Origin of the sequence: Streptomyces sp. 2114.4 (assembly GCF_900187385.1) — a bacterium.
Lineage (GTDB): Bacteria > Actinomycetota > Actinomycetes > Streptomycetales > Streptomycetaceae > Streptomyces > Streptomyces mooreae.
Genome location: NZ_FYEY01000001.1, coordinates 5965180 through 5979881, shown reverse-complemented (window position 1 = coordinate 5979881; position 14702 = coordinate 5965180). Strand labels below are relative to the sequence as shown.

Sequence of the window (14702 nt, the reverse complement as noted above, 5' to 3'; positions counted from 1 at the left end):
ACAGATGCTCGCGTCCACTGTGCAGTTCTCAAGCAACGACCAGCCACCCACCACCCCAACCCGAAGGCTGAGTTCACTGGGGCCGGCATCGCGAAGGTCCAGACCACAGTCCGTACCCTCAGATACCCAACAACGTGCCCGGCCCACCCCGTCAATCCCCACGTTCCACGCCGAAGCAGTACTAGTGACAACCAACCGAGTGTGCCGAATAGTCAACGTTCCACCCATGAGCAACCAGCATCAGACACTCGCTGATGTACTGGCCTCTGACCCGGACAAGTCCGAGTAAGAAGTGCTCCTTAGAAAGGAGGTGATCCAGCCGCACCTTCCGGTACGGCTACCTTGTTACGACTTCGTCCCAATCGCCAGTCCCACCTTCGACGATTCCCTCCCACAAGGGGTTGGGCCACCGGCTTCGGGTGTTACCGACTTTCGTGACGTGACGGGCGGTGTGTACAAGGCCCGGGAACGTATTCACCGCAGCAATGCTGATCTGCGATTACTAGCAACTCCGACTTCATGGGGTCGAGTTGCAGACCCCAATCCGAACTGAGACCGGCTTTTTGAGATTCGCTCCACCTCGCGGTATCGCAGCTCATTGTACCGGCCATTGTAGCACGTGTGCAGCCCAAGACATAAGGGGCATGATGACTTGACGTCGTCCCCACCTTCCTCCGAGTTGACCCCGGCAGTCTCCTGTGAGTCCCCATCACCCCGAAGGGCATGCTGGCAACACAGAACAAGGGTTGCGCTCGTTGCGGGACTTAACCCAACATCTCACGACACGAGCTGACGACAGCCATGCACCACCTGTACACCGACCACAAGGGGGACCCTGTCTCCAGGGTTTTCCGGTGTATGTCAAGCCTTGGTAAGGTTCTTCGCGTTGCGTCGAATTAAGCCACATGCTCCGCTGCTTGTGCGGGCCCCCGTCAATTCCTTTGAGTTTTAGCCTTGCGGCCGTACTCCCCAGGCGGGGAACTTAATGCGTTAGCTGCGGCACGGACGACGTGGAATGTCGCCCACACCTAGTTCCCAACGTTTACGGCGTGGACTACCAGGGTATCTAATCCTGTTCGCTCCCCACGCTTTCGCTCCTCAGCGTCAGTATCGGCCCAGAGATCCGCCTTCGCCACCGGTGTTCCTCCTGATATCTGCGCATTTCACCGCTACACCAGGAATTCCGATCTCCCCTACCGAACTCTAGCCTGCCCGTATCGAATGCAGACCCGGGGTTAAGCCCCGGGCTTTCACATCCGACGTGACAAGCCGCCTACGAGCTCTTTACGCCCAATAATTCCGGACAACGCTTGCGCCCTACGTATTACCGCGGCTGCTGGCACGTAGTTAGCCGGCGCTTCTTCTGCAGGTACCGTCACTCTCGCTTCTTCCCTGCTGAAAGAGGTTTACAACCCGAAGGCCGTCATCCCTCACGCGGCGTCGCTGCATCAGGCTTTCGCCCATTGTGCAATATTCCCCACTGCTGCCTCCCGTAGGAGTCTGGGCCGTGTCTCAGTCCCAGTGTGGCCGGTCGCCCTCTCAGGCCGGCTACCCGTCGTCGCCTTGGTAGGCCATCACCCCACCAACAAGCTGATAGGCCGCGGGCTCATCCTTCACCGCCGGAGCTTTCCACCACCAGACCATGCGGTCGGAGGTCGTATCCGGTATTAGACCCCGTTTCCAGGGCTTGTCCCAGAGTGAAGGGCAGATTGCCCACGTGTTACTCACCCGTTCGCCACTAATCCCCTCCCGAAGGAGGTTCATCGTTCGACTTGCATGTGTTAAGCACGCCGCCAGCGTTCGTCCTGAGCCAGGATCAAACTCTCCGTGAATGTTTACCGGTAATCCGGTGAACACACACGAGAGCGGAACGAGCGGACGGAATAGGTCCGGTCGTTCACAGCGTCCTCGCTGTGTGTGCCACCCCGACCGCTCGGGCCGTGGTGGACTTTCAAAGGAACCTCATCTCCATGATGGAGACGGGGTATCAACATATCTGGCGTTGACTTTTGGCACGCTGTTGAGTTCTCAAGGAACGGACGCTTCCTTTGTTCCTGTTTCACCAGGATCTCCGGGCGCTTCCCTTCGGTCTTGCGTTTCCGACTCTATCAGATCCTTGCGGGCCCGATTTTCGCCGGTGCGTTTCCGCCTTTCGGCTTCTTCGCGTTTCCAACCGTACCAGATCCGTTTCCGTGTCTGGCCCCTGTTGGAGCGGGTCGGCCGTTCGGCTTTCGCTTTCCGGCCTTTCCGACTCTAGCAGACCCGATTTCGTTCCGTTGCCGGTCCGAATTCGATTCCGATTCCCCGTCGGAGGGGGTTTGCCTTTCGGCTGATCCGACTTTATCAGATTGCTCTGGGTCGGAATTCCGCCTGATTTCGTGGGGTGCTCCGTGCGCAGAGGCGTGCGGTGCTTCCCGTTCAGGAGGAGACGTAAACGTACTGGAGCGGGGCGCCCGGATGCAAATCCGGGCGCCCCGCTCCTACTTGCGTACCTGCGTACGGCCCGGGGCGTCAGACCTCGACGACCACGGGGAGGATCATCGGGCGGCGGCGGTAGTTGTCCGACACCCACTTGCCGACCGAGCGGCGGATCAGCTGCTGGAGCTGGTGCGCGTCCGCGACACCGTCCTGGGCCGCCTTGGCCAGGGCCTCATCGATCTTGGGGACCACGCCCGACAGGGCGGAGTCCTCGATGCCGGAGCCGCGCGCATGCAGGTCCGGGCCTCCGACGATCTTGCCGGTGCTGCTGTCCACGACCACGAAGACCGAGATGATGCCTTCGTCGCCCAGGATGCGGCGGTCCTTGAGATGGGTTTCGGTGACATCGCCGACCGAGAGGCCGTCGACGTAGACGTAGCCCGCCTGGACCTTGCCGACGATCTTGGCGACGCCGCCGACCAGGTCGACGACGACACCGTCCTCGGCGATGACGATCCGTTCCTTGGGGACACCGGTCAGCGCCCCCAGTTCGGCGTTGGCGCGCAGATGGCGCCATTCGCCGTGGACCGGCATCAGGTTCTTCGGCTTGCAGATGTTGTAGAAGTACAGCAGCTCGCCGGCCGAGGCGTGGCCCGAGACATGGACCTTGGCGTTGCCCTTGTGGACGACGTCCGCGCCCCATCGGGTGAGGCCGTTGATCACGCGGTAGACCGCGTTCTCGTTGCCCGGGATGAGGGAGGACGCCAGGATCACGGTGTCGCCCTGGACGATCCGGATCTGGTGATCGCGGTTGGCCATCCGGGAGAGAGCGGCCATCGGCTCGCCCTGGGAGCCCGTGCAGACCAGCACGACCTCGTCGTCGGGGAGATCGTCGAGCGTCTTGACGTCGACGACCAGGCCGGCGGGGACCTTCAGGTAGCCCAGCTCGCGGGCGATGCCCATGTTGCGGACCATCGAACGTCCCACGAAGGCGACCCGGCGGCCATACTCGTGCGCGGCGTCGAGGATCTGCTGGATGCGGTGCACATGGCTGGCGAAGCTGGCGACGATGATGCGCTTCTGGGCGTTCGCGAAGACCGTGCGCAGGACGTTGGAGATGTCCCGCTCGGGCGGTACGAAGCCCGGGACCTCGGCGTTCGTGGAGTCGGAGAGGAGAAGGTCGATGCCTTCCTCGCCGAGCCGCGCGAACGCGGGGAGGTCGGTGAGCCGGCGGTCCAGCGGGAGCTGGTCCATCTTGAAGTCGCCGGTGTGGACGACCATGCCCGCGGGGGTGCGGATGGCGACGGCCAGCGCGTCCGGGATGGAGTGGTTGACGGCGACGAACTCGCAGTCGAAGGAGCCGATCCGCTCCGTGTGCCCCTCCTGCACCTCAAGGGTGTAGGGACGGATGCGGTGCTCCTGAAGCTTGGCCTCGATGAGCGCGAGGGTCAGCTTCGAGCCGATGAGAGGGATGTCCGGCTTCTCCCGCAGGAGGTAGGGGACACCACCGATGTGGTCTTCGTGGCCGTGGGTCAGCACGATGCCGTCGATGTCGTCGAGGCGATCCCTGATGGACGTGAAGTCCGGCAGGATCAGGTCGATTCCGGGCTGCTCCTCCTCGGGGAAGAGCACTCCGCAGTCGACGATCAGCAGCCGGCCGCCGTACTCGAAGACCGTCATGTTGCGGCCGATTTCACCCAGGCCGCCGAGGGGGGTGACGCGCAGGCCGCCCTTGGGAAGCTTCGGCGGGGCGCCGAGCTCAGGATGCGGATGACTCAAAAGACTCTCCTCACCACACACGCCACGCTGCCGTCGAGGGCACGTGGCGCGCATGACATTCGTGCACTTGCTATGAGGCGGTTGTTGGTCCGTATTCAGTTATGAAGTCTGTGATCAGAGCTGTACCCCGCCGGCGGCGAGATCGCGCGTGAGCTGTTCGGTCTCCTCGGGGGAGAGCTCCACGAGCGGCAGCCGCAGCGGACCGGCGGGCAGCCCCTGGAGGCCGAGGGCGGCCTTGGTCGTGATCACGCCCTGGGTGCGGAACATACCGGTGAAGACGGGCAGCAGCTTCTGGTGGATCTCGGTGGCCTTGGTGACATCGCCGTTGAGGTGGGCGTCCAGGAGGGCGCGCAGCTCGGGGGTGACGACATGGCCGACCACGGAGACGAAGCCGACGGCGCCGACCGAGAGCAGCGGGAGGTTGAGCATGTCGTCGCCGCTGTACCAGGCGAGGCTGGAGCGGGCGATGGCCCAGCTGGCGCGGCCGAGGTCTCCCTTGGCGTCCTTGTTGGCGACGATCCGGGGGTGCTCGGCGAGCCGGACGATGGTCTCGGTGTTGATCGGGACGCCGCTGCGGCCGGGGATGTCGTAGAGCATGACCGGCAGGTCGGTGGCGTCGGCGATGGCCGTGAAGTGCCGGAGCAGGCCCTCCTGCGGGGGCTTGCTGTAGTACGGCGTCACCGCGAGCAGGCCGTGGGCGCCGGCGTCCTGGGCGGCGCGGGCCAGCTCCAGGCTGTGGCGGGTGTCGTTGGTACCGGCTCCGGCCACCACAAAGGCGCGATCGCCGACCGCATCGACCACCGCGCGCACCAGCTGGGCTTTCTCCGCATCGCTGGTGGTCGGGGACTCTCCGGTGGTGCCGTTGACGACGAGGCCGTCATTGCCGGCGTCCACCAGGTGGGCAGCCAGCCGCTGTGCGCCGTCGAGATCGAGGGCGCCATCCGGCGTGAACGGCGTGACCATGGCGGTCAGCACCCGCCCGAAGGGGGTCTGCGGTGTGGAAGTCGGAGCCATGGGTCCCACGCTACTCGTAGCTCACCGCGGGATGCGCCTCTGGGGAGCAGGGATGTGGACTCCGGCACTGCCTGCTCGGGGGTTCAAGCAGTGCCGGGTCCGTCTGTTCAGCGTAGATGAACTTCTCAAAATGCCGCAATCCGGACACTTCGCACGTCTGTCCTGCGCGCTCCGGTATCCGGCCGCAACCTGGGCCTTACGGAGCGATCCGGCCGTTCGCATTGAATGCGCCGTACGTGAGCGGCATGAGCTTGGCCCAGTGCGCCTCCATCAGCTCGCCGACCATTTCGATCTCGCGCTGCGGGAAGGACGGCACCTTCGCCTGCTCGTGCTGGGTGCGCAGGCCGAGGAAGTGCATCAGGGAGCGGGCGTTACAGGTGGCGTACATGGAGGAGAACAGGCCGACCGGGAGCACCGCGCGGGCGACCTCGCGGGCGACGCCGGCGGCGAGCATCTCCTGGTACGCCTCGTAGGCCCGGCGGTAGGAGTCCTCCATGACGCGGCCGGTGAGCTCGTGCTGCGCCTGGGTGCCCTCGACGAATTCGTACTTCCCGGGGCGGCCCTGCTGGACGAGCTTGCGGGACTCACCGGGGACATAGAAGACCGGCTCCAGCTGGCGGTAGCGGCCGGACTCCTCGTTGTACGACCAGCCGACGCGGTGCCGCATGAACTCGCGGAAGACGAAGATCGGCGCGCTGATGAAGAACGTCATGGAGTTGTGCTCGAAGGGGCTGCCGTGCCGGTCCCGCATGAGGTAGTTGATCAGGCCCTTGGAGCGCTCCGGGTCCTTCTGCAGCTCCTCCAGGGACTGCTCACCGGCCGTGGAGACCCGGGCCGCCCACAGCACGTCGCTGTCCGCGGCGCTGTGCTTGACCAGCTCGACCGTCACCTCGCTCCGGAAGCTGACGGCTGCACTGTCGGGGCTCTCAGTGCTCTCGGCGGGGGTCTGGGACACCGGCGGTTCCTTCCAATCGATCCTCGTGCCCGACCACCCTACGGCCCGCCACTGACAGTCCGGGAAACACCGCGTGATGCCGCGTTAGCCGCAAAACGGGCGCGCCATGGCGGCGCGCGGAGCGGCCGTTGATATTTTTCACAGAAGTCCCTGAAAACGGGCACCAACCGCACGCCACAAACGTCTAACCCTGTGACAGTGCCCACTTCGAGGTTCCTAGGAGAGCCCGCTCATGTTCCGCCGGCGAGAGCCCGTCCCGTTCGCCTTCGTTGCCGAGGCAGACCGGTTCCGCAGCAATGTCACTCCCCCGCCGCGGCAGCGCGCCTCGCGCGCGCAGCTCCTCGGCCAGTCTCTCATCACGCTGACAGTCGTGGGCGGCCTGGCCGGCGCCCTGCTGTTCGGCGTTCCCGCACTGCAGCAGGACAGCTCCGGTTCGAGCCGGGTGCATCAGTCCGAGGCATCACATCGCTGAACGGGCGGGCGGGGCGTGCCGCGAAGTGGTTCCGCTCCGCCGGTCCCGATAGCCTCACCGGTCACAGCTTCCGTGCGTGCCCATGAGTGAGGATCAGCCGTGCCCCTGCCCTTCCTGACGGCCGACCGCGACCTCGATCCCGACACCCGAACCGCGGATTCGGCCGCGCTTGCGCATGACGAGCCCGACCACTGGCGCCGTCCCTACCGCCCCGGACCGTGGCGGGTAGGGGCGGCGGCGGTGTTTTTGCTGCTCGCCTCGTTCGTGCTGATCTCCGCATTGATCATCGCGATGACCGGCTCGCTGCCCGGCGCCGCGGCCTGTGCGGTGGTGGGGGCAGCGATGATCACCCTGGCCCTGCGCCTGTTGCGGGTCGGGGTGTGGGTGAGCGCGCTCGGCCTGCGGCAGGTGAATCTGCTGCGTACGACGACCGAGCCCTGGAGCGCCGTCGCCTCCGTGCAAACGCGCCAGCAGCCGGTGCGCTGGCTGGGGCTGCCGCGGACGGTGCAGGGACAGGCGCTGATCATCGAGCGGACGCAGGGCGAACCACTGCGGTCCCTGCTCACGGACCACAACGGCGACTTCCTCTCCCGCCCGGAGGCGTTCGAGCGGGCCGCGGATGTGCTGGAGGCCTGGGCGGCGGAGTACCGCGCCTGAAGCCCGGTGCCGTGGGACCGCCCACCGCGCCGGCCCCCGCCGCGCCTGCCCCGTAGAACCGCCGGATCCGGCCCCGTGAGGACCGGACCGGCCGTCCCTGAGCGCCCGTACCCCGCCCTACGCGGCCGGTACGGGCTTGTCGTCGTGCAGGGCGATGGCGCGCTGCATTGCCTTCCGGGCGCGCGGGGTGTCCCGGGCGTCGTGGTAGGCGACCGCGAGCCGGAACCACGTACGCCAGTCGCCGGGAGCGTCCTCCGTCTCGGCCTGCCGCCGGGCGAAGACCTCATCGGCGGCGTCCCGGTCGATCCGGCCGCCGGGGGTCCGGGCCGGCTCGTCGGCCGGCAGACCGCCCTCGGCCTCCAGGGCGTGCGCCAGCCGGTGGGCGTCACGCGCGAAGCGGGTGTTGTGCCAGAGGAACCAGGCGCCGATGCACGGCAGCACGAAGGCCACCACGCCCATGCCCATGGCGGCCGGCTCGCCGGTCATCAGGAGGAGTACCCCCTCCAGCGCCACCACCCCGAAGACGAGGACCAGCACGGTGGCGAGGAAGAAGTACGTGATCTTTCCGCCCATACCCGTCAGCCCAGGTCGAGGAAGTTTTCCAGGCCCACGGTCAGGCCCGGAGTGGTGACCACGCGACGCACACCGAGCAGGATGCCCGGCATGAAGCTGCTGTGGTGGAGGGAGTCGTGGCGGATGGTGAGGGTTTCGCCCTCCCCGCCGAGCAGCACCTCCTGGTGCGCCAGCAGACCGCGCAGCCGAACGGAGTGCACGGGGATGCCGTCCACGTCCGCGCCACGGGCGCCGTCCAGCGCGGTGGTGGTGGCGTCCGGCTGCGGGGCGCAGCCGGCCTCCTCCCGTGCCTCGGCGATCAGCTGGGCGGTGCGGGCGGCGGTGCCGGACGGGGCGTCCGCCTTCTTCGGGTGGTGCAGCTCGACGATCTCGGCCGACTCGAAGAAGCGGGCCGCCTGCTGCGCGAACCGCATGGTCAGCACCGCGCCGATGGAGAAGTTCGGGGCGATGAGCACGCCCGCCCCGGGCGAGGCGGCGAGCGAGGTGCGCAGCTGCGCCAGGCGCTCATCGGTCCAGCCGGTCGTCCCGACCACCGCATGGATGCCGTGCCGCACACAGAAGTCGAGGTTCCCCATCACGGCACCGGGGTTGGTCAGCTCGACCACGACCTGGGCGCCGGCCTCGACCAGCGTCTCCAGCTTGTCGCCCCGGCCGAGCCCGGCCACCAGCTCCATGTCGTCGGCGGCCTCGACGGCCCGTACGGCCTCGGAGCCGATGCGTCCCTGGGCTCCCAGTACGGCCACGCGCAGCTTGCTCATCGTTTCCCGTCCTTCTCTTGGTGGTGTCGCGGGGGCCTAGGCGACGATGTCGTCCAGCCGGGCCGCCTGCCGGTCCTTCAGGGGGCCGATGACGGACAGCGAGGGCCGGGTACCCAGCACCTCGCGGGCCACCTCGCGCACCTCGTCCGGGGTGACGGCCGCGATCCGCGTCAGCATCTCGTCGACCGACATCTGTTCGCCCCAGCACAGCTCGCTCTTGCCGAGGCGGTGCATCAGCGCTCCGCTGTCCTCCAGGCCGAGGACGGTGGACCCGCGCAGCTGTCCGACCGCGCGGCGGATCTCGTCGTCGGTGAGGCCGTGGGACGCCACCTGGTCGAGTTCGTCGCGGCAGATCTTGAGGACGTCCTGCACTTGGTTCGGACGGCAGCCGGCGTAGACGCCGAAGAGCCCGCAGTCGGCGAAGCCGGAGGTGTAGGAGTACACGCTATAGGCCAGGCCGCGCTTCTCGCGGACCTCCTGGAAGAGGCGCGAGCTCATCCCGCCGCCCAGGGCGGTGTTCAGTACGCCCATCGCCCAGCGGCGGTCGTCGGTGCGCGCCAGCCCCGGCATCCCGAGGATCACATGGGCCTGCTCGGTCTTGCGGTTGAGCAGTTCGACGCGGCCGGCGGCCTTGATGGCGCGGGTACCGGAGCGCGGCGCGATCGGGGCGGCGTCCGTACGGTCCAGGGCCCCGGCCTGCTCGAAGGCGCGGCGGACCAGGCGGACGACCTTGGCGTGGTCGAGGTTGCCGGCGGCCGTGACGACGAGGTGCGTGGGGTCGTAGTGCTTCTTGTAGAAGCGGCGGATGCGCTCGGGGGTGAGGGCATTGACGGTGTCGACGGTGCCCAGGACCGGGCGGCCGAGCGGGGTGTCGCCGAGCATGGTGTGCGCGAACAGGTCGTGCACGCAGTCGCCGGGGTCGTCCTCGGTCATCGCGATCTCTTCGAGGATGACGCCGCGCTCGGCGTCCACGTCCTCGGCCTCGACCAGCGAGCCGGTCAGCATGTCGCACACCACGTCGATGGCGAGCGGCAGATCGCTGTCCAGCACCCGCGCGTAGTAGCAGGTGTACTCCTTCGCGGTGAAGGCGTTCATCTCGCCGCCGACCTCGTCGATCGCGGCGGAGATGTCCAGGGCGCTGCGCCGCTCGGTGCCCTTGAAGAGCAGGTGCTCGAGGTAGTGCGTGGCGCCGTTGAGCGACGGGGTCTCGTCGCGGGAGCCGACGTGCGCCCAGATGCCGAAGGTGACGGAGCGGACCGTGGGCAGCGTCTCGGTGACGACCCGCAGCCCGCCGGGGAGGGTGGTCCGGCGGACCGTGCCGGCCCCCGCGGTGCCCTTGAGAAGCGTTTGGGTACGGGCGACGGCCCGCCCCTCCGAAGAGGTGCGGGCCGTCGTCGCGTGCGTACGGGACGTCACTTGGCGGCGTCGTCCTTCTCGTCCGCGGCCTTGTCCTCGTCCTCGATCACGGGGATCAGGGAGAGCTTGCCGCGCTGGTCGATCTCGGCGATCTCGACCTGGACCTTGGCGCCCACGGCGAGCACGTCCTCGACGTTCTCCACGCGCTTGCCACCGGCGAGCTTGCGGATCTGCGAGATGTGCAGCAGGCCGTCCTTGCCCGGGAGCAGGGAGACGAACGCACCGAAGGTGGTGGTCTTGACGACCGTGCCCAGGTAGCGCTCGCCGACCTCCGGCATGGTCGGGTTGGCGATGCCGTTGATCGTGGCGCGGGCGGCCTCGGCGGCCGGGCCGTCGGCGGCACCGATGTAGATCGTGCCGTCGTCCTCGATCGTGATGTCGGCGCCGGTGTCCTCCTGGATCTGGTTGATCATCTTGCCCTTGGGGCCGATGACCTCACCGATCTTGTCCACCGGGATCTTGACGGTGATGATCCGCGGGGCGTTCGGGGACATCTCGTCCGGAACGTCGATGGCCTCGTTCATGACGTCGAGGATGTGCAGACGCGCGTCACGGGCCTGCTTCAGCGCGGCGGCCAGGACCGAGGCGGGGATGCCGTCGAGCTTGGTGTCGAGCTGCAGCGCGGTCACGAACTGCTTGGTGCCGGCGACCTTGAAGTCCATGTCACCGAAGGCGTCCTCCGCACCGAGGATGTCGGTGAGGGCGACGTAGTGGGTCTGGCCGTCGATCTCCTGGGAGATCAGGCCCATGGCGATACCGGCGACCGGGGCCTTGAGGGGCACACCGGCGTTCAGCAGCGACATGGTCGAGGCGCAGACCGAGCCCATGGACGTCGAGCCGTTGGAGCCCAGCGCCTCGGAGACCTGGCGGATCGCGTAGGGGAACTCCTCGCGGGTCGGCAGGACCGGCACGATGGCGCGCTCGGCGAGCGCGCCGTGGCCGATCTCGCGGCGCTTGGGGGCGCCCACACGGCCGGTCTCACCGACGGAGTACGGCGGGAAGTTGTAGTTGTGCATGTAGCGCTTGCGGGTCACCGGGGAGAGGGTGTCCAGCTGCTGCTCCATGCGGAGCATGTTGAGGGTGGTGACGCCCAGGATCTGGGTCTCGCCACGCTCGAACAGCGCGGAGCCGTGCACCCGCGGGATGGCCTCGACCTCGGCGGCGAGCGTACGGATGTCCGTGACGCCGCGGCCGTCGATGCGCTTCTTCTCCTTGATGACGCGCTCGCGGACCAGGCTCTTGGTCAGCGAACGGTACGCGGCGGAGATCTCCTTCTCGCGGCCCTCGAACTGCGGGAGCAGCTTCTCGGCGGCGACGCCCTTGACGCGGTCCAGCTCGGCCTCGCGGTCCTGCTTGCCGGCGATGGTCAGCGCCTGGGAGAGCTCGTCCTTGACCGCGGCGGTGAGCGCCTCGAGGACGTCGTCCTGGTAGTCGAGGAAGACCGGGAACTCACCGACGGGCTTGGCGGCCTTGGCGGCGAGGTCCGACTGGGCCTTGCACAGGACCTTGATGAAGGGCTTGGCGGCTTCCAGACCGGCGGCGACGACCTCTTCGGTCGGGGCCTCGGCGCCGTCCTTGACCAGCTGGATGGTCTTCTCGGTGGCCTCGGCCTCGACCATCATGATCGCGACGTCGCCGTCCGGGAGGACGCGGCCGGCCACGACCATGTCGAAGACGGCGTCCTCGAGCTCGGTGTGGGTCGGGAACGCCACCCACTGGCCGTTGATCAGCGCGACACGGGTGCCGCCGACCGGGCCGGAGAAGGGCAGGCCGGCCAGCTGCGTGGAGCAGGAGGCGGCGTTGATCGCGACCACGTCGTAGAGGTGGTCGGGGTTGAGCGCCATGACCGTCTCGACGATCTGGATCTCGTTGCGCAGGCCCTTCTTGAAGGAGGGGCGCAGCGGCCGGTCGATCAGCCGGCAGGTGAGGATGGCGTCCTCGGAGGGCCGGCCCTCACGGCGGAAGAAGGAACCGGGGATCTTCCCGGCTGCGTACATCCGCTCCTCGACGTCGACGGTCAGCGGGAAGAAGTCCAGCTGGTCCTTCGGCGTCTTGGACGCGGAGGTGGCCGACAGCACCATGGTGTCGTCGTCCAGGTAGGCCACGGCGGAGCCGGCGGCCTGCTTGGCCAGGCGGCCCGTCTCGAAGCGGATGGTGCGGGTGCCGAAGGGGCCGTTGTCGATCACGGCTTCGGCGTAGTGGGTCTCGTTCTCCACCAGGGATATCTCCTCGTCTGCGTCTGCTGCCCGTATGGCTGCAGACCGTCTTCGGTGGAGCGCCGGTGCGGGCCGGTCTTCGATCGAAGCACCCGGAGTGATGACACATGGCGTCCATGGATCGTCCGGGGGCCACTACCGAGGACCGGCGGCCAGGAGGCGCTCCTACCGCGTTCAGTTTTGCGATATGGCACCAGACTACAAAGCTTCCGTCCACCATGAGGCGGCGTGAGTGTCCGGTGCGTACGGCAAAGGGAGCGGCCCCTGACGGGAACCGCTCCCTCTACGGCGTCCTTACTTGGCGCCCGCCGCGCCGCGGCGGATGCCCAGGCGCTCGACCAGCGCACGGAAGCGCGTGATGTCCTTCTTCGCCAGGTACTGCAGCAGGCGGCGGCGCTGGCCGACGAGCAGCAGCAGACCACGGCGGGAGTGGTGGTCGTGCTTGTGGGTCTTGAGGTGCTCGGTCAGGTCCGAGATGCGGCGGGAGAGCATCGCGACCTGGACCTCGGGGGAGCCGGTGTCACCCTCCTTGGTGGCGAACTCGGCCATGATCTGCTTCTTCGTAGCGGCGTCGAGCGACACGCGGTACTCCTCAGGGTTCCGGCCGGTGAGCGCCCCTGGTTTACCTCACAGGGAATCTTGGATGACTCATCCGGACCGTCACACAGCGTACCAGCTCAAAACGGCCCCCCGACCGGGTGGTCGGGGGGCCGCTGAGCAGGCCGGTGAGCGGGGGCCTCAGCTGGTGGTGAGACCGCGCACCTTGCCGTACACGTCCAGGACCGCCAGGCACAGCGGTACCAGGGAGAGCAGGACCAGGCCGTCGAAGATGTCGAAGATCCGGCCCCAGAAGGGGGTGACACCCTTCTGGGGGACGATCAGGCCGACGGCGACCAGGAGGGCGGCGCCCGCCGCGATGCTGCCGGAGAACCAGACGGTGTGGATGTTCAGCGGACCGGAGTCCTGGTAGCGGGCCAGATCGATGAACATTTCCGTCGGCGGGTTCAGCGCGATGCCCAGGATGAGCAGGACGATCGTGAGGATGCCGGCGATGGTCAGGCAGGCGACCTGCGCGGTGTAGTCGAAGAGCCGGGCACGGAGCATGATCGTGATACCGGCGGCCAGCGCCAGCAGCTGGGCCCACACGTTGTCCGAGAAGCCGAGGACCACGCCGGCCGAGCCGACGGTCAGGGCGGAGCAGCCGGCGACGAGGCCGAGCAGCAGCTCGTGCCCGCGCTTGGCCTGGTTGCCGATCTTGACGAAGTCGACGGACTCGGTCTCGCCGCCGTTGTCGTAGGAGCCCTTGGCGATCTGGTCGGGCGACTTGTAGCCGATGGGCAGCCGGGCGAAGCGTGCGGAGAGGCCGGGCAGCCAGGCGACCAGGGCGATGGAGACGACGGCGGTGACGGCGGCGACCTCGCTGGGCGCGGCGTCGGTGAGGATCGCGGCGAAGACCGCGAGGGTCCCCGTGGCGGCCAGGAACGCGGCGGCGACGAAGGGGGCGTCACCGCGCGGCAGCATGACGACCAGCAGCACGGAGGCGATCAGTACGGTCACACAGCCGACGAGGAGGTGCAGCCGGCCGGGGTCGGCTCCGGCGTCGACGGGGAAGATGCCGGAGCCGGCGAGCAGGAGGTGCGGGAGCGCGGCCAGGCCCAGCGCGATGGAGGAGCCGTGGTCGTCGTAGACACGGGCGCGGACGCCGGAGAGCGCGACCAGCACGATGCCGACGACACCGGCGATGATGCCGGGCAGGCGGTGCATGTCGCGGTGCTCGGGGTTGGACACCCACAGGGCGAACGCCATCATGACGAGCAGCAGCACACCCGCGGTGAGGCCGACGACGCGCATGAGGTCGTCGCTCCAGCGGTTGCGGTTGCGCTTGACCGCGGAGGCGACGGCGTCGGAGACATCGTCGAAGACCGGGAGCGGCAGCGATTCGGCGAACGGCTTCAGAAGAAGAAGGTCGCCGTCGAGGATCTGCTGCTGCGCCAGAGACTGTCCGGCGTCAAGAACCGTGCCGTCGCGGCGTACTAGGTGATATCCGGTCGGAGCGCCCTCCGCCTGCGACTGACCGGAGAGCCTCAGGATCTCCGGATAAATGTCGACGAGTGCGACGTCCTCCGGCAGAGCCACGTCAATCCGTGCATCGGGCGCGGCGACTGTGACCCGGCAAAAGCCGGTGCCAGTGCTCGTGCTCACCTGGCGGTTCCCCCTATCCGTTGGGCGTTTTGTCGCGTCGCGCGCCTTCTATAGAGAGCCGTCACTTCGGGGCTGTGGGCACGCTCGCGAGGCGTCAGCGTACCGTCCAATTCAGCGCTCGCCCCACCCACCCCGAGACTTGACGGTTAACAGTAGGATCAACGCCTGGTTCGGGCCAAGCACTTGGTCCGGGGGGACCGTCGAATCCAACGGGGGCGGTCCGAGACTGCGAGATGCATGAA

The 14702-nt window shown here is 67.6% G+C and carries 11 protein-coding genes and 1 rRNA gene; 2 read left to right on the top strand and 10 right to left on the bottom strand.

The window, feature by feature from the left end; all coding sequences use genetic code 11:
* Positions 1-303: 303 nt before the first annotated feature.
* The 4 genes from CFW40_RS26395 to thyX all read right to left on the bottom strand — a co-directional run bounded on the left by CFW40_RS26395 (position 304) and on the right by thyX (position 6166).
* A 16S ribosomal RNA gene (locus CFW40_RS26395) occupies positions 304-1832 on the bottom strand.
* Between the two features lie 679 nt (positions 1833-2511).
* On the bottom strand, positions 2512-4197 hold the full coding sequence (locus CFW40_RS26385; protein ID WP_088800362.1) for a ribonuclease J: 1686 nt from the start codon (positions 4195-4197) through the stop codon (positions 2512-2514).
* Positions 4198-4311: 114 nt separating this feature from the next.
* On the bottom strand, positions 4312-5211 hold the full coding sequence (gene dapA / locus CFW40_RS26380) for a 4-hydroxy-tetrahydrodipicolinate synthase (protein WP_088800361.1): 900 nt from the start codon (positions 5209-5211) through the stop codon (positions 4312-4314).
* A gap of 196 nt (positions 5212-5407) precedes the next feature.
* The gene (gene thyX, locus CFW40_RS26375) at positions 5408-6166 is read right to left on the bottom strand and encodes an FAD-dependent thymidylate synthase (protein WP_088800360.1); all 759 of its coding nucleotides are present in this window, start codon (positions 6164-6166) and stop codon (positions 5408-5410) included.
* 232 nt (positions 6167-6398) lie between these two features.
* Here thyX and CFW40_RS26370 point away from each other — a divergent pair, with 232 nt between their 5' ends.
* Complete coding sequence (locus CFW40_RS26370) at positions 6399-6638, top strand: hypothetical protein (protein ID WP_088800359.1); 240 nt, start codon at positions 6399-6401, stop codon at positions 6636-6638.
* A gap of 99 nt (positions 6639-6737) precedes the next feature.
* Entirely contained in the window at positions 6738-7295 is a 558-nt protein-coding gene (locus CFW40_RS26365; protein WP_088800358.1) for a hypothetical protein, read from the top strand.
* Positions 7296-7412: 117 nt separating this feature from the next.
* On the opposite strand, the gene CFW40_RS26360 is transcribed toward CFW40_RS26365, so the two are convergent.
* From CFW40_RS26360 to eccD, 6 genes are all read right to left on the bottom strand, one after another.
* Positions 7413-7868: a hypothetical protein gene (locus CFW40_RS26360; protein ID WP_088800357.1), complete on the bottom strand. Its 456-nt coding sequence runs from the start codon at positions 7866-7868 to the stop codon at positions 7413-7415.
* A gap of 5 nt (positions 7869-7873) precedes the next feature.
* On the bottom strand, positions 7874-8626 hold the full coding sequence (gene dapB / locus CFW40_RS26355) for a 4-hydroxy-tetrahydrodipicolinate reductase (RefSeq protein WP_088800356.1): 753 nt from the start codon (positions 8624-8626) through the stop codon (positions 7874-7876).
* 36 nt (positions 8627-8662) lie between these two features.
* Complete coding sequence (locus CFW40_RS26350; protein WP_088800355.1) at positions 8663-10042, bottom strand: pitrilysin family protein; 1380 nt, start codon at positions 10040-10042, stop codon at positions 8663-8665.
* Positions 10039-12258: a polyribonucleotide nucleotidyltransferase gene (locus tag CFW40_RS26345; RefSeq protein WP_088800354.1), complete on the bottom strand. Its 2220-nt coding sequence runs from the start codon at positions 12256-12258 to the stop codon at positions 10039-10041. Before CFW40_RS26345 ends, CFW40_RS26350 begins: the two co-directional genes overlap by 4 nt.
* Before the next feature lie 294 nt (positions 12259-12552).
* A complete protein-coding gene (rpsO, locus tag CFW40_RS26340; protein WP_006602744.1) occupies positions 12553-12840 on the bottom strand; it encodes a 30S ribosomal protein S15 in 288 nt (95 codons plus the stop codon).
* 156 nt (positions 12841-12996) lie between these two features.
* Positions 12997-14460, bottom strand: a complete 1464-nt coding sequence (gene eccD, locus CFW40_RS26335; RefSeq protein ID WP_088800353.1) for a type VII secretion integral membrane protein EccD — start codon at positions 14458-14460, stop codon at positions 12997-12999.
* Between the last annotated feature and the right edge of the window lie 242 nt (positions 14461-14702).